This is a genomic window from Bartonella vinsonii subsp. vinsonii (genome assembly GCF_902825235.1).
In the GTDB taxonomy this organism is placed as follows: Bacteria; Pseudomonadota; Alphaproteobacteria; order Rhizobiales; family Rhizobiaceae; genus Bartonella; species Bartonella vinsonii.
Genome location: NZ_CADEAJ010000007.1, coordinates 24,752 through 45,914, shown reverse-complemented (window position 1 = coordinate 45,914; position 21,163 = coordinate 24,752). Strand labels below are relative to the sequence as shown.

The window sequence follows — 21,163 nt, the reverse complement described above, 5'->3', positions numbered from 1 at the left end:
TGTAAAACATCTCTTGTAAAATATGTAAGGCGTACGATCAAATACTTTTATGAATATTTATGTTGATATTAACAGTGGTGGTACGACAATATGGGGAAATCTTATCTTGGGGCTTGCGTGTTGAGGCAAGAGCAATGTTTACTTAAATGTAGAGAATCAATGTCGTACAATTTAGAACTACAGGATCACGTTTTATTATGACGATTAAGGATGCATTAAAGGATTGTTCCCTATCTGAGGACAGTATAGGTGCTTGTGGTGAGATTATTGAAATCAGTGGTGTCATTAAGTGGTTTGATGGTAGTAAGGGGTATGGGTTTATTGTACCTGATTTACCTAATTTTCCCGATATATTATTGCATGTTACAGTAATGCGGAGGGATGGTTTTCAAACGGCTTTGGAGGGCGCTAAAGTTATTTGTGCTGTGGAAAAAACTGAACGAGGGTTGAAGTGTGTTCAGGTAAAATCCATAGACTGCTCTTCAGCAATTCATCCATCAGAAATTCCAGCCCGTACGCATGTGGTTGTTACTCCAGAAAGTGGTTTAGAGCGCGCAATTGTTAAATGGTTTAATCGCGATAAAGGGTTTGGTTTCCTTAGTCGTGGGCAGGGAACAGAAGATATTTTTATTCATATGGAGACATTGCGCCGTTTTGGTTTAGCGGAACTTCGTTCTGGTCAAGTTGTTCTTGTGCGTTTTGGTAAAGGGGAAAAGGGCTTGATGACAGCAGAAATTTATCCGGATATAGGGATTCCGTTTGCTACGCATTAATACGCATTAAATTGCACTATTGAAGCCAAATGATCTCTTGATTTAAGGAGAAAGGTGGTTTTGCTCAGATATGATAGTTATAAAGCCAGTACGTGCGAAAAGATATAATTTGTGAAGTCGTAAAAAGTAAAGCGGATTTCTAATATGAGATGAAGAGCAATAACAAGAATGCTCTTTCAGTTTTATGAAATGAAGTTAATGAGTTGTCTGTAGTGGAGATAAAAATGTTGAAGCCTTTTAAAAGAGGGCGTATTGTCATATTGGCATTATTTTTGATACTATTGGAAGTGAATGTAGTTGCAGCAAGACAGCCCATAGAGATTCCTGTTGATCCAGTTCCTTTAGAAATACAAACAAAGCAAGGTGTGGTTTCTTACAAGGTAGAGATTGCCTTTACACAGTCTCAGGCGGCTGCTGGTTTAATGTATCGCACGCATTTTCCACATGACCGTGCAATGCTCTTTAAACAGCAAGGAAATGAGCAGTTAAAGGATAAGGAAAAATTTTTTATGTGGATGGCAAATACACCTTTGCCCTTAGATATGATTTTTTTAAACGCTGAGGGGGTTATTGTATCGATTGTCGAAAAAACTACCCCATTTTCAAAAGATATTATTTCATCAGGAGTGCCTGCAACTTTCGCACTTGAACTGAATGCTGGTGAAGTTTCTGAAAAACAAATACAGCAAGGACAACGTGTTATTCATCCTACCATTTGTGGGAAGTGCGAAGGCGATAAACAATGACAGCAGAGGATATTCGTTTTTTTGAATATGACGGTTTGCGGTTTGCTTATCGAGAAGAGGGGCAGGGGAATCCTGTTTTGTTAATTCATGGTTTCGGATCTTCCGCACGGGTGAATTGGTATGCAACGGGTTGGTTTCGTACCCTTACTGAAGCGGGATATCGTGTTATTGCTCTTGATAATCGCGGACATGGAGATTCGGCTAAAAGTTATGATTCTTCTTTTTACACACCTCAAGCTATGGCTGGCGATGCGGCGAGATTATTACAGCATTTAGAATTATCTAAAGCGCATGTCATGGGATATTCTATGGGTGCTCGAATTAGTGCATTTATGGCTCTTTTATATCCAACATATGTACACAGTGTTATTTTTGGTGGCTTAGGTATTGGGATGGTAACAGGAGCAGGGGATTGGAAGCCTGTTGCTGAGGCTCTTTTAGCAGAAGATATTTCTACCATTACTAATCCGCGTGGTTTGATGTTTCGTAAATTTGCAGACCAAACTAAAAGCGATAGACGTGCTTTAGCTGCTTGTATTATTACATCAAAACAGGAATTAACAGCATCTGAGATTTATAAAATTAAACAACCAGCACTTGTTGCTGTTGGTTCATTAGATGAAATTGGCGGTGAAGCAGAGCCACTAGCGGCTTTATTGCCCTGTGGTGAAGCATTGCCAATACCCGATCGAGATCATATGCTTGCTGTGGGAGATAAGGTCTATAAGAAGGGCGTTATCGATTTTCTTTCTCGTTATCCTATCGTATGAGAATTATTTGTAATTTTTAGAGTTCGCAAAGTTACCCAATATTTTTATTTGGGGTAAGAGAGATAAAAGGAATAATAATAAATTCTTGTTAGTTTATTTTATGTATTTGTGTAGGAATAAAATTTTCTCTTATAAGTTTAACAAATGTGTTCTGGAAATAGTTAAAGAAAATTATTTTTTTATGATGCAATAGAGTCTTTGGAAAAACAAAGCAGTTGTAAAAAGACGGAAGTGCTTTTATTTTAGAAAAATTTATCTTGCTAGAAGCAAAAAATATAAGAGGTTGATCAATATTTCGTCAGAATACGCTTGTAAGTGCAAGTGCCAAAATTGGGGATAAAATAAAAATTATTTAGAAATTGCGATTTTCTAACTGTATTTTTTATTTTTGAAACTATACGAATATATTTAACAGTGGTAGGATTTTTTAATAAAGGTCCCTCAGTAAATACACAAAGATAAATATTATTTCAAGTATAGGTAATATAAGTAAAGATTGCAACTAAGATTATTTATTATTTTTATAGAATCTTAGGAGTGCCTTATTTGCTGTTTAGGCGTTAATTTAAAAGTCTCAAAAGACAGGAGAGCATTGTGAATGCTGATGAAATAAAAAAACTTGATAGTTATTTAAAAAACACATTCCAGAATTCAGCATTACAAGTGAGGGCACGTCCTAAAAAGGATGATTCTTGTGAAGTTTATATTGGGGATGAGTTTTTAGGTGTTATCTATCGAGATGAAGATGAGGATGAACTATCATACAATTTTTCGATGGCTATATTAGATATTGATTTAGGAAATTGATTCTTTGCCAATAATTGAATGAAGTCTTTTTTATTTAATGAAAGTCATATAAGTCTTAACGCTTTAAAGCTCGTATGTTTGTTTCGTGCGATGATAAGGTGATCGTGAACAATGATTCCTAACGCATTTGCTGCGTCTTTTAATCTATGTGTCATAGTTATATCTGCTTGAGAAGGTGTAGCATCACCAGAAGGGTGGTTATGCACTAAGATAAGTCCTGATGCGGATAATTCCAAAGCTCGGCAGATTACTTCACGCGGATAAACAGGGGTGTGATCAATGGTTCCAGTTTGTTGCACTTCATCAGCAAGTAAACCATTTTTTTTATCGAGAAATAAGACACGAAATTGTTCACGTGTTTCATGAGCCATGACAGCTTTGCAATAAGCTAATACTTTATCCCATGATGAAAAAATATCCCGTTTAAATAATTCTGCACGAGCAAGACGTCCAGCAACATCTGAAATAATTTTTAAATCGATTGCAGTTGCTGGACCGCATCCTTCAACTTCTTGAAGTCGATGAATATCAGCACCCAATACGTCAGCTAATGAGCCAAAACGTGCGATCAAACTCTTAGCTATTGGTTTTGTATTTGCTCGGGGAATCGTGCGAAAAAGCAATAATTCAAGGTATTCATAATCTTCAATTGAATTTCCTTTTGATTTTAAATAGCGTTTACGGAGACGTTCACGATGTCCTTGATAATGTTTATGTATTTGTAAATTTTTCTGAACCTTTTTATCTTTTATTTCTGGTATTGGACTAAGTGAAGAACTTGGTGTTAATGCAAAATGATTGCTCTGGATGTCTTCCTTTTTATTTATTTTTTTAGCCATGACATTTCTACATTTATTTAGGCATATGAATTTGGAATATAGAAAATATTTCTAGGAGATTGCGTAAAAATTTCACATCCTTCATTTGTTACACCAATTGTATGTTCATACTGTGCGGTAAGAGATCGATCGCGTGTAACAGCTGTCCAACCATCTGATAAAATTTTAACCTGTGGTTTACCGAGGTTGATCATCGGCTCAATTGTAAATATCATACCTTGTTTTAGTTCTACTCCTTCTCTAGGATTTCCATAATGGAGAATATTGGGTGCGTCATGAAATAGCTGACCGATTCCATGTCCGCAAAAATCTCTGACAATCGAGCAGCGTTCAGATTCTGCATAATGTTGAATGGCGGCACCAATATCACCAGTGGTTGCTCCGGGTTTGACTACAGAAATTCCCCTCATCAAACTTTCATGGGTTATTTTTAGGAGACGCTCGGCAGCTCGTCTAATTTTTCCAACAGGGTACATGCGGCTTGAATCGCCATGCCAACCATCGAGAATAAAGGTCACATCAACATTAACAATATCGCCTTCTTGTAAGGGTCTTTTATTAGGGATGCCATGGCAAACAACATGATTGATGGATGTACAGCATGAATGACCGTATCCATGATAATTCAAGTCAGCGGGAAGGGCTCCTCGCTCCGCTCCAAAAGTAAAAACAAAATCATCAATCTCTTGTGTTGTGACACTAGGTTTAATGACATCTATAAGTGCATCAAGGCATTCGGCAGCAATGCGACCAACTTCACGCATTTTAGTGAAAGCGTAATCATCAAAAATGCGAATTTGTCCGTTAAATTTTAAGGGTATTTTATTATATTCAATATAGTCAATCATTACTTTTTCTATTTTCTATTTTTACTCGATCAATCGGAAAAATACCTTTTGTACTTACGTGACATTTTACAGCATAAAATTCTACTCCAGATTTTAGCGCTAAATCAAATGTACGTCCATAGGTTGGGTCAAGGTCATGACAGATTGTAAAAGCTGAGCAATCCTCCCGTTGAACAACATAAAGCATAGCAGCTCGTTTTCCCTGTTGCACAACTTTTATAAGTTCTTCAAGATGTCGTGTACCGCGTTTTGTCACTGTATCAGGAAATTCGGCTAATCCTTTTTGGCGAATAAAATGAACATTTTTGACTTCTAGATAACAATCAGGGGTGATAGCATCACACAAAAGAAAGTCAATGCGAGATTGCGTACCATAGCATTGTTCTTTCAAAATTGTTTTGTATCCACTCAATTCTGGTAATAAACCCTTTTGAATTGCTTCTAATGCAAGCTTGTTGGGTAAAGTCGTATTGATACCAACTAAAGTATTATTTGTTTCAACAATTTCTAATTGATACGCGTATTTTCGCTTGGAATTATTGTTATACGAAAGCCAAACATTAGAATTGGGCGTTGTCAAGCCAAGCATCGATCCTGTATTAGGAACTGATACGGTAAAGATATCTTGATCTTCTCCTTTAACATCAGCAAGAAAACGTTTATAACGACGGATAAGTTTTGCAGGAAAAAGTTCGGAAATAAAGAGCATATTCCTTTCTTAGAATTTATATTTTTATAATTCAACCAGATTGTTATTTATAAGTTTTAGTGTTTCAATAAGGCATTTTAAATGCACAAAAATGTTAAAACAATTTACCTCACTACTCTAAGCGTCAAAATTTATTTTTTTCTTTATAATCCATTATTAATTTTTAAAGTTGTTGCTTTACAATAAACTTTGAATCAAAAAATAATATTGACCGTAATTTGTTATTAAAAAGGTTATTTGAGGGAGCAATTTTAAAAGAAGGTTGTGTTTAAAAAAACAACAATAAAAGCATAACGCGTGAATTTAGGGAGAATTGATGGCTGGAACCAATAAGAATCGTAAAAATTTGACAAATGGTCCAATTATTATTTTAGTCGAGCCGCAGTTGCCTGAAAATATTGGTATGGTAGCAAGGGCGATGGCAAATTTTGGGCTCTCTAAGCTTCGATTAGTCAAGCCTCGAGAAGTATTTCCAAATGAAAAAGCTATAGCTGCTGCGAGTAAAGCAGATCATGTCATTAACGATGCAGTCATTTTTGATACGTTACATGATGCAATTGCAGATTTGCATTATGTTTTTGCTACAACAGCACGTGAAAGATGTGGTTTTAAAACTGTAAGAAGTGCTGTTGAAGCAGCAAGTGTATTACGTCAACGTGAAAATATTGGACATAAAACGGGTATTCTTTTTGGAAGAGAAAGGTGGGGACTAGAAAATGATGAAATCAGTCTTGTCGATGAAATCATTACTTTTCCAGTTAATCCTGCTTTTGCCTCACTCAATATTGCGCAAGCGGTTTTGTTAATGTCTTATGAATGGATGAAATCAGGTTTGGAAGATATGCGCGATACGGCTTTTCGTGCAGTAGAGATGGAGCCAGCGAATAAAGCAACATTTCATGGTTTTTTATCTCAGTTAGAAGATGCTTTGGATATCCGTGGATATTTTAGACCTCGAGAACGCAAAGAGGTGATGCTTGCAAATCTGCGCTCTGTTTTTACACGCGCTCATTTTAGCGAATCTGAGGTTCGTTTGCTACGGGGGATTATATCTTCATTGGATCATTTTTCGCCTAAGTTCCCACGAGGAAGTGGTGCGCCTGCAGATCGTGAACGTAAAAAAATAAAAACAAGTGTGAAAACTGATGGATGAACGGCCTCTTCTTTTTTTTGATAGTGGCATTGGTGGTTTAACAGTGTTGAGGGAGGTGCGGCTTCTTATTCCTGAAAGACAATTTATTTATGTTGCTGATGATGCGGGTTTTCCTTATGGAAATTGGAAAGAAAATGTTTTAAAACAACGCATTTTAAAGATTTTTACAAATCTTTTAATACACTATAACCCTATTTTATGTGTAATCGCTTGCAATACTGCTTCTACACTGATAATGGCAGATTTACGAGAGAGATTTCCCCATATTCTTTTTGTAGGAACAGTTCCTGCAATTAAGTCAGCGGCTGAACAAACAAAATCTGGTTTTATTTCAGTATTAGCCACTCCTGCAACAGTTAAGCGTGCCTATACACATGAATTAATCAATTCTTTTGCTGCTCAGTGTCATGTTCAGCTTGTTGGAAGTGAGAAACTTGCTGGATTTGCTGAAGATTATTTGCGTGGAAAGCCTATTAATTTGCAGGAATTACGTCATGAAATCCTTCCATGTTTTGTTAAGAAAGGTAGTAAATATACTGATATTATTGTTTTAGCTTGTACGCATTATCCTTTTTTGATCAATTTTTTTCGTGAACAAGCTTTGTGGCCAGTAGAATGGATTGATCCAGCAAAAGCTGTAGCCAAACACACAAGATCATTATTACCGGAAAGAGTGCAGTCAAAAATCATAAAGAAGCATAAAGACTTCGCGTTATTTACAACGCAAAATATAACTTCTTCAACAGAACATTTGTTAAAAAGATTTCACTTAAATATCATCAAAGGAGTTGACTTTGGGATCTGAGATCAATAAAGCTACTTGAGTCTTTTCTTTCGAGGAAATGGCATGAATTGACGTGTCCCGTGGGTAGTTTTGCCTATTATATGTTAAGCTATCCTGTCAGTCTTTTAATTTGAAGGCAGAGGAGGGCGCGTTTCCTTGAGATCTTACGATGAGATCTTGTATTCTGTTTTTAAAGGAAATGCGATGAGTAAACGCGAAACAACAAAATATAAAATTGATCGGCGTATGGGAGAAAACATTTGGGGGCGTCCGAAGTCTCCTGTGAATCGTCGTGATTATGGACCAGGTCAACATGGTCAGCGCCGTAAAGGGAAGCTGTCTGATTATGGTGTGCAATTACGTGCTAAGCAGAAGTTAAAAGGATTTTACGGTGATATTTCAGAGAAGCAATTCCGTAAAACTTATGAAGAAGCAGCTCGGCGGCGTGGTGATACTGGTGAAAATCTTATCGGCCTTTTAGAATCGCGTTTGGATGCTGTCGTCTACCGTGCAAAATTTGTGCCTACAATTTTTGCTTCTCGTCAGTTTATCAATCACGGTCATGTTAACGTAAATGGTCGGCGCACGAATATTCAATCATATCGTTGTAAACCAGGTGATGTTATTGAGGTTCGTGAAAAATCAAAACAGCTTGTTTTGGTCTTAGAAGCTGTGCAGTTAGCAGAACGTGATGTGCCCGAATATATTGAAGCAGATCATAATCAAATGAAAGCAACATTTACGCGTATTCCTGCTTTTGCGGATGTTCCTTATGCTGTGCATATGGAACCCAATTTAGTTGTTGAATTTTATTCTCGTTAAATTCTCTATAAGGGAATATTGCTCTCTTTCGTTTTATGATACATTCAAAAATATTAGTGTTACTTTATAGTTTTTAAAGCTAACGAGTTTTTTGTAAATGGTGCTATGTCAAGGTTGTTGTTATATTTTATAACAGCGTCATTTGATGTAGCTCCATTTCTTTTTACAGATCTCGTCTTATAGCTCAATGGACATTCGTTTAGACTATGTTACATCTGTTGTTATTTCTGTCGTTCTTGCAGAACAAGATATTTACATACAGAATTATGGTATATGGGTAATATTTTAAGTCGAATATCGAGCAATGGAAAAGAATGTAGAAAAAACTAATTCTTTGGCGAGGGAAGCTGATGATTGTCATCCAATATTTCAGATTGCTCCTTCAACTGTGGAGTTTAATAAATTACGCAAACGGCTTTTACGCCATATGCGGCAAGCATTGGATGATTTTTCCATGCTTTCTTCAGGAAAAAAGTGGCTTATTGCTTTATCGGGTGGAAAAGATTCTTACGGACTCTTAGCACTTCTTCTTGATTTAAAATGGCGTGGCCTTTTACCTATTGAAATTCTAGCTTGTAATCTTGATCAAGGACAACCGGGCTTCCCAAAGCATATTCTTCCAGACTTTTTAAACTCTTATAAAATTCCATATCGCATTGAGTATCAGGATACTTATTCTATTGTCACAGATAAATTGGCAGATACGCAAACATATTGTTCGCTTTGTTCTCGGTTGCGACGTGGTAATTTATACCGTATTGCACGTGAAGAAGGGTGTTCTGCATTAGTTCTCGGACATCATCGTGATGATGTTCTAGAAACGTTTTTTATGAATTTGTTTCATGGTGGCCGATTAGCTGCCATGCCTGGAAAGCTTGTAAACGACGAAGGAGATCTTTTCGTTTTGCGTCCTCTTGTTTATGCTGCTGAGGAAGACATGGAAAAATTTTCTCAAGCTATGCGATTTCCTATCATCCCTTGCAATCTTTGTGGAAGTCAAGATGGTTTACAACGCAATGCAATGAAAGAAATGCTCAAAGATATAGAAAAAAGAATGCCAGGACGGAAAGATACTATGATCCGCGCCTTGACAAATGTTCGTCCAAGCCATTTACTTGATAAGAATTTTTTTGATTTTAAGAGCTTATTATAAAGCTTAACTGCTAAGCATAATAAACCTCACTCTTAAACTGCGATACCATAAAGATCATAAGCATCTGATTTTTCGATTTTTACGGTGACAAATTCACCAACACGCAATGGTCGTCGTGATGATATATGTACAACACCATCTACTTCTGGAGCATCATATTGACTACGACCTTTAGCAATTGTTCCTTGACTTTCATCAATGAGAACTTGAAGTCTTTTTCCGATTTTTTTCTTTAAAAGATGCGTAGAAATTTGTTGTTGTTTTGCCATAAAACGATGCCAGCGATTTTCTTTCACTTCTTCGGCAATCTTTTCTAATCCTAAATCATTTGCGACAGCACCTTTTACTGGTTCATATTTAAAGCAGCCAGCACGTTCAATTTTTGCTTCCTCTAGCCATTCGAGGAGTATATTAAAATCTTCATTTGTTTCGCCTGGAAAACCAACAATAAACGTTGATCGTAGAGTGAGATCTGGACAAATTTTTCTCCACTTTTCAATTCTACGATTTGTTTTTTCCATAAGAGCAGGACGTCTCATGTTACGTAAAACCGTTGGTGAAGCATGCTGAAAAGGGATATCCAGATAAGGAAGAATTTTTTTTGCCGCCATAAGTTCAATAACTTCATCAACATGAGGATAAGGATAGACATAATGCATGCGTATCCAAATGCCCATATTACCTAATTCACGACAAAGATCGAAAAATTTGGTTTTTACTGTGCGATCTTTCCAAGAACTTTCGAGATATTTAATATCAATGCCGTAAGCACTCGTATCTTGTGAGATAACCAAAAGCTCTTTTACACCAGCCTGCACAAGTTTTTCAGCTTCGTGAAGAACATCCTTGATGGGGCGTGAAGTAAGATTACCGCGTAGAATAGGGATAATACAAAAACTACATCGATTAGAACATCCTTCAGAAATTTTTAAGTAAGCATAATGGCGAGGTGTTAAGCGAATACCTTGTGGAGGAACTAAATCAATAAAGGGATCGTGAACTGGAGGAATTGCTGTATGAACAGCTTGTATAACACTTTCATAGGCCTGTGGTCCCGTAATGGCTAACACATTAGGGTGTATTTGACGAACAACATCAGGATCAGCACCAAGACACCCGGTTACAATAACTTTTCCATTTTCTTTGAGAGCTTCATCGATATTGGCTAATGATTCATTGCGCGCAGAATCAAGAAAACCACAAGTATTCACAATAACGAGATCAGCACCTTGATGTTTACGTGAAATCTCATAACCTTCAGATCGGAGTCTGGTAATAATTCGCTCAGAATCTACCAGTGCTTTTGGGCATCCAAGAGAGACAAAACTAATACGGGGTGCTGCCATGATAAATCCTGCAACTTTATAACATTAAATTTTGTTGGCTATTTTCACTTTATTAAGAATAAAAATGTGCTTTATCTTTGATAGATATGCAAGACAATTTTTTATGACATCATTTGGTTTTATAATGTTTTATGCGTGCAATATTTATATCAAGGAGTGTGGTATAATACGAAAAAATACCAAATAATTTTTTACTGAATGTGTGAAGTATAGTAGGAAAATATTTTTATTATTTAGTATTTGCGAATAAGTCCGATAAGTTTACCTTGTATCTGTACATGCTCTGATCCATATATTCGTGTTTCATAGTGATGATTTGCAGCTTCTAATGCAATAGAGGCTCCGTTTCGTCGATAACGTTTTAAAGTTGCTTCTTCTTTATCAATAAATGCAACAATAATTTCACCTGATACTGCTGTAGTTTGACGTTTAACAATTATAATATCTTTATCAAGAATACCAGCTTCAATCATAGAATCATCTTTGACTTCTAAAGCATAGTGCTCACCGGAATGAATCATATCTTCTGGTAAAGAAAGCGTATTTATTTGCTGTAATACAGCGGAGACAGGCACACTTGCAGCAATGCGTCCCATAATAGGGATAATGACACTTTTTTTCTCTTCTACTTCAAAATTATCAAGATCATTAAAGCTTTTTGATATTCTTCTTTTATTTTTTTCTATCATACTAGGAGAAATTTTACGCGCTAAAGAAAGATTAAAGGTTATTTTTTCAGGAAGTCGAATCACTTCTACTGCACGGGCACGATTTGGCAAACGGCGTATAAAACCTCTTTGTTCTAATGCTATAATGAGTTTATGAATGCCAGACTTTGAAGAAAGCTCTAATGCAATTTTCATTTCCTCAAAGGAGGGGGGAATACCTGTTTCTTTCATATGATTGTGAATAAACAAGAGGAGCTCATATTGTTTACATGTCAGCATTCAATATTCCAATTAAAAACATCAAAAATAAAGAAAACATAAGGTAAAGTGTATTGTATCTGCAAATACTCTACAAGTTTTTTTGAGATAAAAAAATACTTTATTTTTAATTGGAAATTAAAATTAATAATAAATATTTTGTAATGTAAATTTTTATTTTTAATATATTTTAAATATCATTTATTCTCTTAAATTAGATAATTTTCCTTAATCTAAATTTATAAATCCGTTTTGGAGAAGAGTTATCTACCTTTTCTGGAAAGATAGCTGTCTATTTTGTAATTTCTATTATAAAGAGCCTAGTTAAACAGATTTTGTTGATCTAACAAAGATGCTAGCCCCATTGTACATTGGGATCAATTCACATATTATTTTTATCATTTTATTTTCAGTACAATTATTTATAGCTAAAATATCAAGTACGAGCTTTTTATCGTCATGAGTGATATTTTTTATATCATTTCAATTATGCTGAACTTCTGATTTATATCTGCATACTCAACAACAGTGAATCCATTATTTTTCTTATTTGTTTTGATTATTTATAAATCAAGTTTCGTGTTTTACATATATTCCTAGATCTCTCATAATTTTGAAATATTCACTCTTTCGTATTTTAGAAATTATGAATTATTTTTATGCTTAAATGTTTCTTTTATTCAAACTCAAAAAAGAGAAAAATTATATATTACAGTATTGGTGAAAGGGAAAAAAAACAGAAAAGTATTGATAACTGAATCGAAAATAATTTTTTTTTTCGAAAGGTGTTGACCAAATGAAAAGTCAACCGTATGTTTCACTCACTTTCTGCAAGTGAAATAACTTGTGTGGGAGCGCGTAGCTCAGCTGGTAGAGCAACTGACTTTTAATCAGTAGGTCCAGGGTTCGAATCCCTGCGCGCTCACCACTTTTAAATGAAATCAATGGGTTATATTAAGGTACAGGAATCTTAGTCCTTTTCTTCAGTGGATCTATTTTTACTGACCTCCAGCCTTTTTGCGGCTTTTTTTATCACTTATTCCCATTCATTTTTTCTATCTATGGAATCAGATTTGCCAGTTTAGGGTAATTGTATATTTAGCCGCTCTGGTCAATCGCAGCGCATCCGCTATTCCATCAGTTTATTGCCGTTTTTCGATGGGAGAAAACCCCAAGGTCAAACTCAGGTGGGGCAATATAAAGTGGGGCAAACTCCATGAAGGTACCAGAAAAGCACGTTGTTGTAGAGCTAGAGGATATGAGTCTTGATCTCATCTGCTTTCACCATGCCATGGCTGTATTAGGGGACCGTGCGCAAGTTGGAGCATTAAAAGGCTATCTAGAAGCCACACTGGAAGCCAATCCAGAGATTGCCAATATGGTGTGCTTTTGCCGCGCGGCTTAAAGGTTACTTTGCCTGAATTCGCACTTCACAATCCCCAAAGCATGGTGAAGCGGTTATGGGATTAATGCGCACATACCCCTTTATTATGGCTAAGGTGGAAGACAAACCCGTGCATGAGGTTTTTTACCAGCGTCTTTTAAATGCAACCATTACGGACCATGCCGGCAATGAAGCGGATAGATTTGAAGCAGAATTTGATGATAGTGGCAATGATTTAGAGGTTCCGCAACAGAATAGTACTCTGCAGGTGATCTTTGGCTATGAGAACAGTATCAGTGCTTTTATGGGGCGTTTTGTTGTCGAGGCAGTGGTAAGTTGTGGTGGCAGTGATGGTGAGATCTTGCGCCTTTGTGGCAAAAGCGCTTCGATGCGTAAAGAACTCAAAGAACAAACAAGTGAACATTTTGATCATAAAACCGTTGGCGAGATTGTTGAGACACTCACCAAACGCCATGGTTATCAAGCAAAGATTAGTCCAGAATTCACGCACAAAACTTTGCCTTATGTGATTCGCACAGATCAATCGGCTGTTGATTTTTTAACGCGTCTTGCGGAGCGCATGCAGGCACGTTTTTTAATCAAGGACAATAAGTTTTTATTTTTAAGCGGAAACAATTTACCGGCCCTCGACATCCATAAGCATGACTGTTCCAGTTGGGAATTCACGTTAGAGCCGCGTACGCAATATGGCACCATTGAAGCTTCTTATTTTGATCGCTCACAAGGACAACAATGCCAAGTTAAGCATCAGACAGGCTTTAGCGGTCCTGTGCGCCATTTGCGTTGTTGCTACACCAGCAGGGAAGAGGCATTGGCTGCTGCTGCCTCAGAATCAGACCGGCTGTGCCGTGCTGTGGGCAGTGGTTCTTTGTGTCTTGAAGGCCGCCCCGAAATCATGGCTGATCAACCGCTGCTTCTTCAAGGGTTCCGTAGTGAAATCAATGGCCCATGGAAAGCTCAAACCGTGACCCACTGCTATGAGAAACAAAGCGGATATACCACAGAAATTACACTCGAAGCACCAGATAAGGGAAAGGAAAGCAACAAAGAAGAATAGAGGCTGGGCTGGTAGTCCAGCCAACGGGACTAGTTTGATACACACCCGTCCGATGTAACAGAACTCAACATCGCAGCCACTTCTTATCACTTGAAGCAATGAGAAGATGGCTACTATAGATGAAAGAGTGCTAAAAAATTATGGATACACTTTGCAAGGAAACATTAAAATCAGTTGATCCCATTACACCAGCTGCTGCTTATATTGGTGGCAAAAGCAGGTTGGTGAAGATGATGTAGTAGCGGTTTCGATATTTTAACATATAGTAATAAGCGAGTAAAAACGTATAAATAGAGTACAGTACAAACGGAAGTATCACAAACTCTTGTTGAAATATTCTCTAATATAGGTGTAGCATCTCAGGAAGCCGCAAATCATAAGGAAGAGAATTTAATGAGTAATATCCCTATTTATCCTGTTACCCCAAACCTACAGTTGGTATACGTATCAAATGTGGAGCATTCTACCGCTTTTTACAAATTCATCTTCAAGAAAGAGCCTGTATTCATCTCACTACGCTATGTTGCCTAAGGGAGAGGACGTAGATAAGCTATATGCGGAATGGCAAGAGCAAACCACCGTTGAGATAAATGTCTTGAAGGAACCGTATAGTGACATATTTGGACGTACTTTCCTAATCAAAGATCCTGATGGTCATATTATTCGTGTTTGTCCACTAGATTAGAAAATCTTAGACCCGATCTTTAATCGCCTGAATTATAATAATTGTCTGCTTCCAAAATCTATAAGCTATGCACGCTAGAGGCTTACTTACGACGCGTGGCTTATCTGTTCGGTGCTGTTCCATTACTTTCAGCCCCACAACCTACCTTTTCCCACAGTCTGTCTAATTGGCTTGGGGATCGGGCAGCGTTATTGCATGGACAGTGATCAGTAGCTGTATCAAAATTATTGAAGGCATTCTCCATCGCACTTATGCTGATGCTGAGCCTTTTATTGGTATGGGAGGAATATTCTTTAGGAGGAAATTGATACCCTTATATGAAATCATCAATGATCGTTCAGGTGATGTGGTGAATTTTTTTCGAGTTTTGCAACGCCATTATCACCCTTTTATGGATCTGCTGAAGTTCCAAATCACCAGCCGTGATGAGTTTCAACGCTTGCGCATGCAAGATCCAAACACTCTCACGGATTGAGAGTGGGCTTTGCGATTTTGATATTTGCAACGTTTGAGCTTTAGCGGGAAGGTCGCAGAGTGTACATTTGAAGTTAAAGTGAATCGTAGTGCACGATTTAACACTTTGAAACTTGAAGGGTTCTTAAAGCTTATTCACTGTTATTTAGCAGATGTCACCATTGAACATTTAGACTGGTCTGATTTTATACTTCGCTATGACCGGCCAACGACCTTGTTTTACCTTGATCCGCCTTATTGGGGCGTTGAGAATTGCTATGGCAAGGATTTGTTTAAGCGGGAGGATTACCAAACGATGTCCACACTGCTTGCCCAATTAAAGGGAAAGTTTGTTCTGTCTCTTAATGATGTGCCAGAGATCCGAAAAACTTTTAGTCAGTTTACATTAAAAGAAGTGAGAATAGTTTATTCGTGCTGTTTTTCCAATAATGCGATTCCCAGTAAGGAACTGATCATCTCAAATTGCGATCTTTAGGAAAAGAAAAAAAGATTCATGAAAGGGGGCTTTAAATGACCTTTAGATAAGGTCTTTGAAGACCCTTTGAGAACCCCTTAAAAACCTTTTGAAAAAAAATAAATTCGTACAAAACCTACTGTCAAATTATACAAAACCTAGTGGCAAGCTACATCTAAAAATTGCCAATTAAAGAAAAAATCTATATATTTCAATATACTCAAAGCAAAAAGTGGTGCCGCATGCCGGCAGAGCGGGCTTTATTAGCAAGAATCAAATTATATAAATATGTGCAAGAGCGTATTGATGTCTGTAGTTTTTTATGTTCCAATAAAAAAATTAAGAATTAAAGAAAAAATCTCAAATCAAAAATTAAAGGTGGTCTAAAAGGTGGACCCAAAAAGGTGGACGAGCAATGCCTGAAAAGGTGGACGAGAGGGGACGTTAAGTGAGGGCGATTCATCGGTTATCAGCATTACTTGTAAAGTCCTCTCCACAAGGAAAATATTGTGATGGAGCAGGGTTGTGGTTGAATGTTCGAAAAGACAATACACGCTCTTGGTTTTTTCGCTATACGCACCACAATAAGCGCCGTGAAATGGGACTTGGTTCTGTTACGAAACTCTCTTTAAAAGAAGCGCGTGAGCTTGCAAGATATTATAGTGATATTCTTAAAGAAGGCAATGATCCTATTGTCTTTAGGGAACAGACTATTTTAAAACAGCAAAGCAATATCTTCCAAGAAATTGCAAAAGCGGCTTTTGAAAGCAAAAAAGCAGAGTTGAAAAATGAAGGTAAAAACGGACGCTGGTTTTCTCCACTAGAGTTGCACGTGATTCCACACATTGGGAATTTACCTATAGAAAAATTAACAGCCAATATCATTCGCAATGTTCTCTCACCCCTTTGGCATGAAAAAGCAGATACAGCGCGAAAAGCACTTAACCGTATCAATATTTGCTTGAAATATGCTGCGGCTCTTGGTTTAGATGTTGATCTACAGGCTTGTATGAAGGCACGCGCGCTTTTAGGAAAACCACGTGCGACATCAACAAATATTCCTGCTATGCCATGGCAAGAGGTTCCGGCATTTTATCAAAGCTTGGATGATAAGATCCTTTCAAATTTAGCACTGAAGTTATTGATTTTGACAGGCGCACGGTCATATCCATTGCGCTATTTGCGCCTTGAACAAATTGACAAAAATATATGGACGATACCAAAAGAAAACATGAAAGGTATTGTAGGAAAAGTTTCAGACTTTCGTGTGCCACTAAGTGATGAAGCTTTGAGAGTTATTGAAAAAACTCTCCCCTTTGAAAAGAATGGTTTTCTCTTTTCTGGTCTTAGAGGCAACCCCATTTCTGATGCTACCATGGCAAAATATATGACACTTTGCGGCTTAACTTATCGTCCACATGGTTTTCGTTCAAGCTTACGGGATTGGATAGCAGAGACAACGTCAACACCATTTGAGATTGCCGAAACTGTTCTTGCACATACAGTTGGGAGTTCAGTGACGAAAGCCTACATGCGAACGGATTTTTTAGAGCAACGGCGTGTTCTTTTAGAGCTGTGGGCTAGCTTTATATCGGGAGTGGTTTGACAAAATATTCAAAATCATTAAATCAGAAATATAATCGCTATTGCTTTATCGTAATGGCAATCCTAAAGCTTCAAAGAATCGTTGATGTCTTTTTTCAGTATCAGCTATGAGTTTATCAAATGAAATCACTTCTATATAGGACTCGTATCTTTTGTGATAACCAAAATATCCCATATGATCACCCGCTTCTGTTAAATCCCAACGTTTGCAACACTCTTGTATTTTTTCAGTTAGATCACAGATGACATAACAGTAACCAGGAACTTTTCCGTTCAAATTTATTGGACGCCCCTTTGGGGTACGTACTTCACCTTCACGAATTTTTTCTAAATAAGTAAAGACCTGCTCAATAGGATCTTTGTCGGTACCAGCTTCTGCATCATTTCTCATTGGACGCTTTATTTCCACTATAGTAAGAGATGCTAAAGTAGGAGGTGTTGAATCCTCTTTGTTGTCTGATACTAATAGAGGATTACAATAGGTAGAATTATCATGCACTTCTAAACTAGATATATCAGGTCTTCCCTTATCCGTAGACCCTGTAAAAGGGATTCTATTTAATGGAAGATCAGAAGCTAAATAATCATGAAATGCTAATTTTTCATCAATCAACCATAAATTACAATTATTCATAGCAACAGATTCAGAATCGCACTTCATTGGCACTATGAGTTGATGAATAACATTTTCTTTAACATATCTTTCTTTACCATCATCTGTAGAAAGAGAATTTAAAGATTCTTTCAGAAGCTCTATGATAGTCTTTCTATGGCACAAGTAATTTGCCAAATCGGACTTTTTAAGATCACCTACAGCGTTTACATATTTATTAATTCTTGCAGTGTACCGCTCTGGATTTTCTCCTTGTTGAACTGCTAAAACATTATGACCTTCTTTTAAAAGCTCGTTTTCTATTCTAGCAAAACATTCATGCAAATGTAGCTCTAATTTTTGTTCATTTATTGTAGGTGAAAACATATAGTCATTGTCAGTCAAATAGTTTAGGAGTGGACGATAGCGTGGTACTTTATGTGTGAATTTTTCAACTATCTCGCTATTGTTTTGAATGTTATGCTTCAATTCTTTATCTAAGTATTTTTCAATTTTAGGGAATATAGCTTTCCGTATCATATCAAATGATATCTCTATTTCCTCAAATAATCCTTCAGTATTTTCTTCAATATTAAAGCCTGTTCTTTCAGATCGTACTCTTTCATCCAAAAAAGGAGAGCTTATATAACAAGAGTAGATAAATTTACCCATATCATCTTGCAGTTTTGATTGCATGCTCGGAATTTTCTTAGATATTGCTTCTTCTGTGATAACTCTACTGCCTGCACAAAAAGACAAAGTATGATTATCTAAAGGTAAGTTTCTAAATTTAATATGCATAATAGAAAAATTATAATCTCCAATTTCTATTTCTTCATTAGAAACTGCATCATGTATGCACTGCTTATATAACTCATTCAATAATATCTTTTCAGAGCCATCTTCAATGGTTATAGAGGGACAACCACCAGTTCTCGCAAAATACCAGAGACAATGTTCTAAGAGTGCATTTGCAATAGATTGTAGCGTTTTACGAACACGAGCTTTATAGTCTTTTTTCAAACCTTTTAACTCAACAACGGTTTTTCTTGTTGTACAATTATCTTGAAATTCGTGTAATGCTTTTATACCTTCAACAGCATCAAATAAAAATTCACGTCCTTTTAGCCCTTTATCTGTTCCATAAATACTCCTGATTTTTACATCATCAAAAGCTTTAAGCCATAGAAGTCGTCCTATACCATGGCAACCTTTTTCTACCTTATAATCTGAGTCTAAAGTTTCAAATGATTGAAAATTACGCTCATTAAAGCCTGTACCATTATCGATTACTTTAAAACCTATAATTTGTGATTTGTTTAGTTTTTCAGTGCCTTCAAGTGGTAGTAAAGCTTGCTCTGTTCTCATTATTGAGATTATAATGTGACTTGAGGAAAAATCGCTTCCTGTTTCTTCAATAGAATGAATGGAGTTCACAACTGCTTCAAAAAGAGGTAGTAGAGCATGCGTTTTTGGTAAAGACGTATTTCTTACGCGGCCACTTAAATTTGTTTTCATTATCCACTCTAATCTATAAAAGACAATCAATTGTGTCGTTTTACAAAGATTTGACTTCCTCTTCATCCTTAAAGGATTAAAATTTCGAAGCTGTTCATATCAAATATAGTTTATTAGAAGCTTTAAATTTATGAAACAATTAATTTAAAGATTAATTCTTTGAAATCCACTGTTTTAAATGGACGAAGACATTGTCTATCGCATCTGCGAGACGCGCGAAATTGAGAATCCATTTGCTAAAGAATTTTGCGAGTCTCAGAGTATGTTTAGAGTCGGATATTTGGTTTTTGTGTAAAAATACTTACTAATGCATCCATAATACGTGAAAAATCAAGCGCTAATAAGAGTATAATGAATACAATCCATTTCGTATAACGTGACATCACTTTTACACTTTTGTAGGTCATGATGATTTCTTGAAGTAGTTCTTTTTCTGCTTCTGTAAGCTCTATATTGTCTTGTGTTTTTTTTCTAGCCATGTTTCCACCCACACACGCGTTCACCTAGATTATTGTGCTTTAAGATCTCTCTTGCTAAGTTTGAACTTATGACGTTTAAATCTTTCTTGTCTAAATAAATTGGCAACCAGCCAACACAAGAAGAAACATATTTATTTGTCGCGCAACCAGTCAGAGAGAGCAGCACGCACATCAGCATCACTTTTTTGATTAACTTCACTTTCCACCTCCAGCCGTGTTTTTGCTGTCTTTAGAGTATTTTCTGTTTGTTTTTGCTGTTCAACCTTCTTTCCAAGGGTAAAAGCTCTTGCTAAAATCATAAAAAAAGCGGCTAAAGCCGCGCCTGTTAGCATCAGATTTCTTTTCATCCATAAGATCATAGGCGGTGTTCCTGAAAACGTTTAGCGACCAAGAAAAGTCCAGTACATGCCGCTAAAATCATAATGGTTGCCAAAGCCCATTGGAGTGGTCCATTGCCTGCTAAAAAGCCTCCAAGACCTGAGAAAGAGCCAATAATAGGTGCAAGCGCTTCTGCTTTGAAAAGCCCCGTTGGCTCTTGTGTTTCTACTGTTTGATAATTGGAGGAAACATAAGCCCCTTTTACCCATAAGCCTGCTTCTGCTGCACGTCGGTGTGCGAGACCTTGAAGACGCTTACCGCCTGCTTTGGTCCATTTCTGTAGTTCGGCTGGCACTGCTTCATATTCACCTTGATTGAGCTTTTTTAATAGTGTCGAGTTACAAAAGGCTCCTGTTCCTACATTATAACAAAAGGACACTAATGCCGCGAATTGTTCATTCGTTAATGAAACCGTAACAGCGCGTTCAACAGCATTTTCAAATTGTCTTAAGTCTTGGCAAAGAAGTTCTTCTGCTTGCTTTTCAGTGATTGTCATGCCTTCATAAATAAAAGGCTTTCCAGCATTGTTTGTATGTCCATAACCAATTGTCCACACCCCAATGGCATCTTTATAGGCATTTAAACGCAAACCTTCCCATTGTTTAATAAGTGCAAGTCCTTCTGATGATATTGTTCTCATAAATTTCTCCATAAAAAAAGCCCCGTACAAGGCGGGGATGAGTGAATATTAAAAATGAATGTCTTTTCCTCTTAAAGGACAGTAAGAAAACTACTCAACAAAAAGATATTGAAAAAGCTATTTAATTAGTAAAAAATTAGCTTCCTCCTCGCCTAAACGGACAAAAATACCATTGGTTAAAATTTAGAATCTGCTAATCA

At 36.8% G+C, this 21,163-nt stretch carries 19 protein-coding genes, 1 tRNA gene and 3 pseudogenes; 14 read left to right on the top strand and 9 right to left on the bottom strand.

The features are described from left to right. Positions 1-197: 197 nt before the first annotated feature. The 4 genes from J7R12_RS06225 (at position 198) to J7R12_RS06210 (ending at position 3,096) form a co-directional block, all read left to right on the top strand. Positions 198-773, top strand: a complete 576-nt coding sequence (locus tag J7R12_RS06225; protein ID WP_126603958.1) for a cold-shock protein — start codon at positions 198-200, stop codon at positions 771-773. Between the two features lie 224 nt (positions 774-997). Beyond that, complete coding sequence (locus J7R12_RS06220; RefSeq protein WP_126603959.1) at positions 998-1,519, top strand: DUF192 domain-containing protein; 522 nt, start codon at positions 998-1,000, stop codon at positions 1,517-1,519. Beyond that, the gene (locus tag J7R12_RS06215; RefSeq protein WP_126603960.1) at positions 1,516-2,289 is read left to right on the top strand and encodes an alpha/beta fold hydrolase; all 774 of its coding nucleotides are present in this window, start codon (positions 1,516-1,518) and stop codon (positions 2,287-2,289) included. Before J7R12_RS06220 ends, J7R12_RS06215 begins: the two co-directional genes overlap by 4 nt. Positions 2,290-2,883: 594 nt before the next feature. Beyond that, on the top strand, positions 2,884-3,096 hold the full coding sequence (locus J7R12_RS06210) for a DUF3126 family protein (protein WP_126603961.1): 213 nt from the start codon (positions 2,884-2,886) through the stop codon (positions 3,094-3,096). A 44-nt stretch (positions 3,097-3,140) separates the two neighbouring features. Here the strand turns inward: J7R12_RS06210 and radC are convergent, their stop codons facing one another. Genes radC through sfsA form a run of 3 tightly spaced genes read right to left on the bottom strand, consistent with a single transcriptional unit; the run spans position 3,141 to position 5,492 of the window. Continuing rightward, positions 3,141-3,935 (bottom strand): RadC family protein, encoded by a 795-nt coding sequence (gene radC, locus J7R12_RS06205; RefSeq protein WP_126603962.1) that lies wholly within the window; start codon positions 3,933-3,935, stop codon positions 3,141-3,143. 17 nt (positions 3,936-3,952) lie between these two features. After that, the gene (gene map / locus J7R12_RS06200; RefSeq protein ID WP_126603963.1) at positions 3,953-4,783 is read right to left on the bottom strand and encodes a type I methionyl aminopeptidase; all 831 of its coding nucleotides are present in this window, start codon (positions 4,781-4,783) and stop codon (positions 3,953-3,955) included. Beyond that, complete coding sequence (gene sfsA / locus J7R12_RS06195) at positions 4,776-5,492, bottom strand: DNA/RNA nuclease SfsA (protein WP_126603964.1); 717 nt, start codon at positions 5,490-5,492, stop codon at positions 4,776-4,778. The genes map and sfsA overlap by 8 nt, the downstream gene beginning before the upstream one ends. Positions 5,493-5,808: 316 nt before the next feature. On the opposite strand from sfsA, the gene J7R12_RS06190 reads away from it, so the two are divergent. From J7R12_RS06190 to ttcA, 4 genes are all read left to right on the top strand, one after another. Then, positions 5,809-6,645 (top strand): RNA methyltransferase, encoded by an 837-nt coding sequence (locus J7R12_RS06190; RefSeq protein WP_126603965.1) that lies wholly within the window; start codon positions 5,809-5,811, stop codon positions 6,643-6,645. After that, positions 6,638-7,450 (top strand): glutamate racemase, encoded by an 813-nt coding sequence (gene murI / locus J7R12_RS06185; RefSeq protein ID WP_126603966.1) that lies wholly within the window; start codon positions 6,638-6,640, stop codon positions 7,448-7,450. Before J7R12_RS06190 ends, murI begins: the two co-directional genes overlap by 8 nt. A 183-nt stretch (positions 7,451-7,633) precedes the next feature. Continuing rightward, the gene (gene rpsD / locus J7R12_RS06180) at positions 7,634-8,251 is read left to right on the top strand and encodes a 30S ribosomal protein S4 (RefSeq protein WP_126603967.1); all 618 of its coding nucleotides are present in this window, start codon (positions 7,634-7,636) and stop codon (positions 8,249-8,251) included. A 304-nt stretch (positions 8,252-8,555) separates the two neighbouring features. Further along, on the top strand, positions 8,556-9,404 hold the full coding sequence (gene ttcA, locus J7R12_RS06175) for a tRNA 2-thiocytidine(32) synthetase TtcA (RefSeq protein ID WP_126603968.1): 849 nt from the start codon (positions 8,556-8,558) through the stop codon (positions 9,402-9,404). A gap of 32 nt (positions 9,405-9,436) precedes the next feature. Here the strand turns inward: ttcA and rimO are convergent, their stop codons facing one another. Beyond that, positions 9,437-10,750 carry a 30S ribosomal protein S12 methylthiotransferase RimO gene (gene rimO, locus J7R12_RS06170; protein WP_126603969.1) on the bottom strand — a complete coding sequence of 438 codons (1,314 nt, stop codon included), beginning with the start codon at positions 10,748-10,750 and terminating at the stop codon, positions 9,437-9,439. Positions 10,751-10,983: 233 nt separating this feature from the next. Next, the gene (gene lexA, locus J7R12_RS06165) at positions 10,984-11,697 is read right to left on the bottom strand and encodes a transcriptional repressor LexA (protein WP_126603970.1); all 714 of its coding nucleotides are present in this window, start codon (positions 11,695-11,697) and stop codon (positions 10,984-10,986) included. Positions 11,698-12,528: 831 nt separating this feature from the next. Between lexA and J7R12_RS06160 the strand changes: the two genes are divergently transcribed. From J7R12_RS06160 to J7R12_RS06135, 6 genes and pseudogenes are all read left to right on the top strand, one after another. After that, positions 12,529-12,604 (top strand) — tRNA-Lys (locus J7R12_RS06160). Between the two features lie 172 nt (positions 12,605-12,776). Beyond that, positions 12,777-12,896: pseudogene (locus J7R12_RS09020) on the top strand (phage tail protein); the annotation flags it as partial. Next, positions 12,893-13,146, top strand: a pseudogene (locus tag J7R12_RS06155) (tail protein X). The pseudogenes J7R12_RS09020 and J7R12_RS06155, both read left to right, overlap by 4 nt. Continuing rightward, entirely contained in the window at positions 13,146-14,138 is a 993-nt protein-coding gene (locus J7R12_RS06150; RefSeq protein WP_208439038.1) for a phage late control D family protein, read from the top strand. Before J7R12_RS06155 ends, J7R12_RS06150 begins: the two are co-directional and overlap by 1 nt. Positions 14,139-15,100: 962 nt before the next feature. Beyond that, a pseudogene (locus J7R12_RS06140) lies at positions 15,101-15,772 on the top strand (DNA adenine methylase). Between the two features lie 427 nt (positions 15,773-16,199). Continuing rightward, entirely contained in the window at positions 16,200-17,357 is a 1,158-nt protein-coding gene (locus J7R12_RS06135; protein ID WP_126602605.1) for a tyrosine-type recombinase/integrase, read from the top strand. Between the two features lie 45 nt (positions 17,358-17,402). On the opposite strand, the gene J7R12_RS06130 is transcribed toward J7R12_RS06135, so the two are convergent. The 4 genes from J7R12_RS06130 to J7R12_RS06115 all read right to left on the bottom strand — a co-directional run bounded on the left by J7R12_RS06130 (position 17,403) and on the right by J7R12_RS06115 (position 20,963). Further along, positions 17,403-19,466 carry an HMG-box domain-containing protein gene (locus tag J7R12_RS06130; protein ID WP_126602607.1) on the bottom strand — a complete coding sequence of 688 codons (2,064 nt, stop codon included), beginning with the start codon at positions 19,464-19,466 and terminating at the stop codon, positions 17,403-17,405. A 266-nt stretch (positions 19,467-19,732) separates the two neighbouring features. Next, positions 19,733-19,945 carry a hypothetical protein gene (locus tag J7R12_RS06125; protein WP_126602609.1) on the bottom strand — a complete coding sequence of 71 codons (213 nt, stop codon included), beginning with the start codon at positions 19,943-19,945 and terminating at the stop codon, positions 19,733-19,735. 131 nt (positions 19,946-20,076) lie between these two features. Continuing rightward, entirely contained in the window at positions 20,077-20,304 is a 228-nt protein-coding gene (locus J7R12_RS06120; protein ID WP_126602613.1) for a hypothetical protein, read from the bottom strand. Continuing rightward, positions 20,301-20,963, bottom strand: coding sequence for a lysozyme (locus J7R12_RS06115; RefSeq protein WP_126602615.1), 663 nt, complete (start codon positions 20,961-20,963; stop codon positions 20,301-20,303). Before J7R12_RS06115 ends, J7R12_RS06120 begins: the two co-directional genes overlap by 4 nt. Positions 20,964-21,163 lie beyond the last annotated feature (200 nt).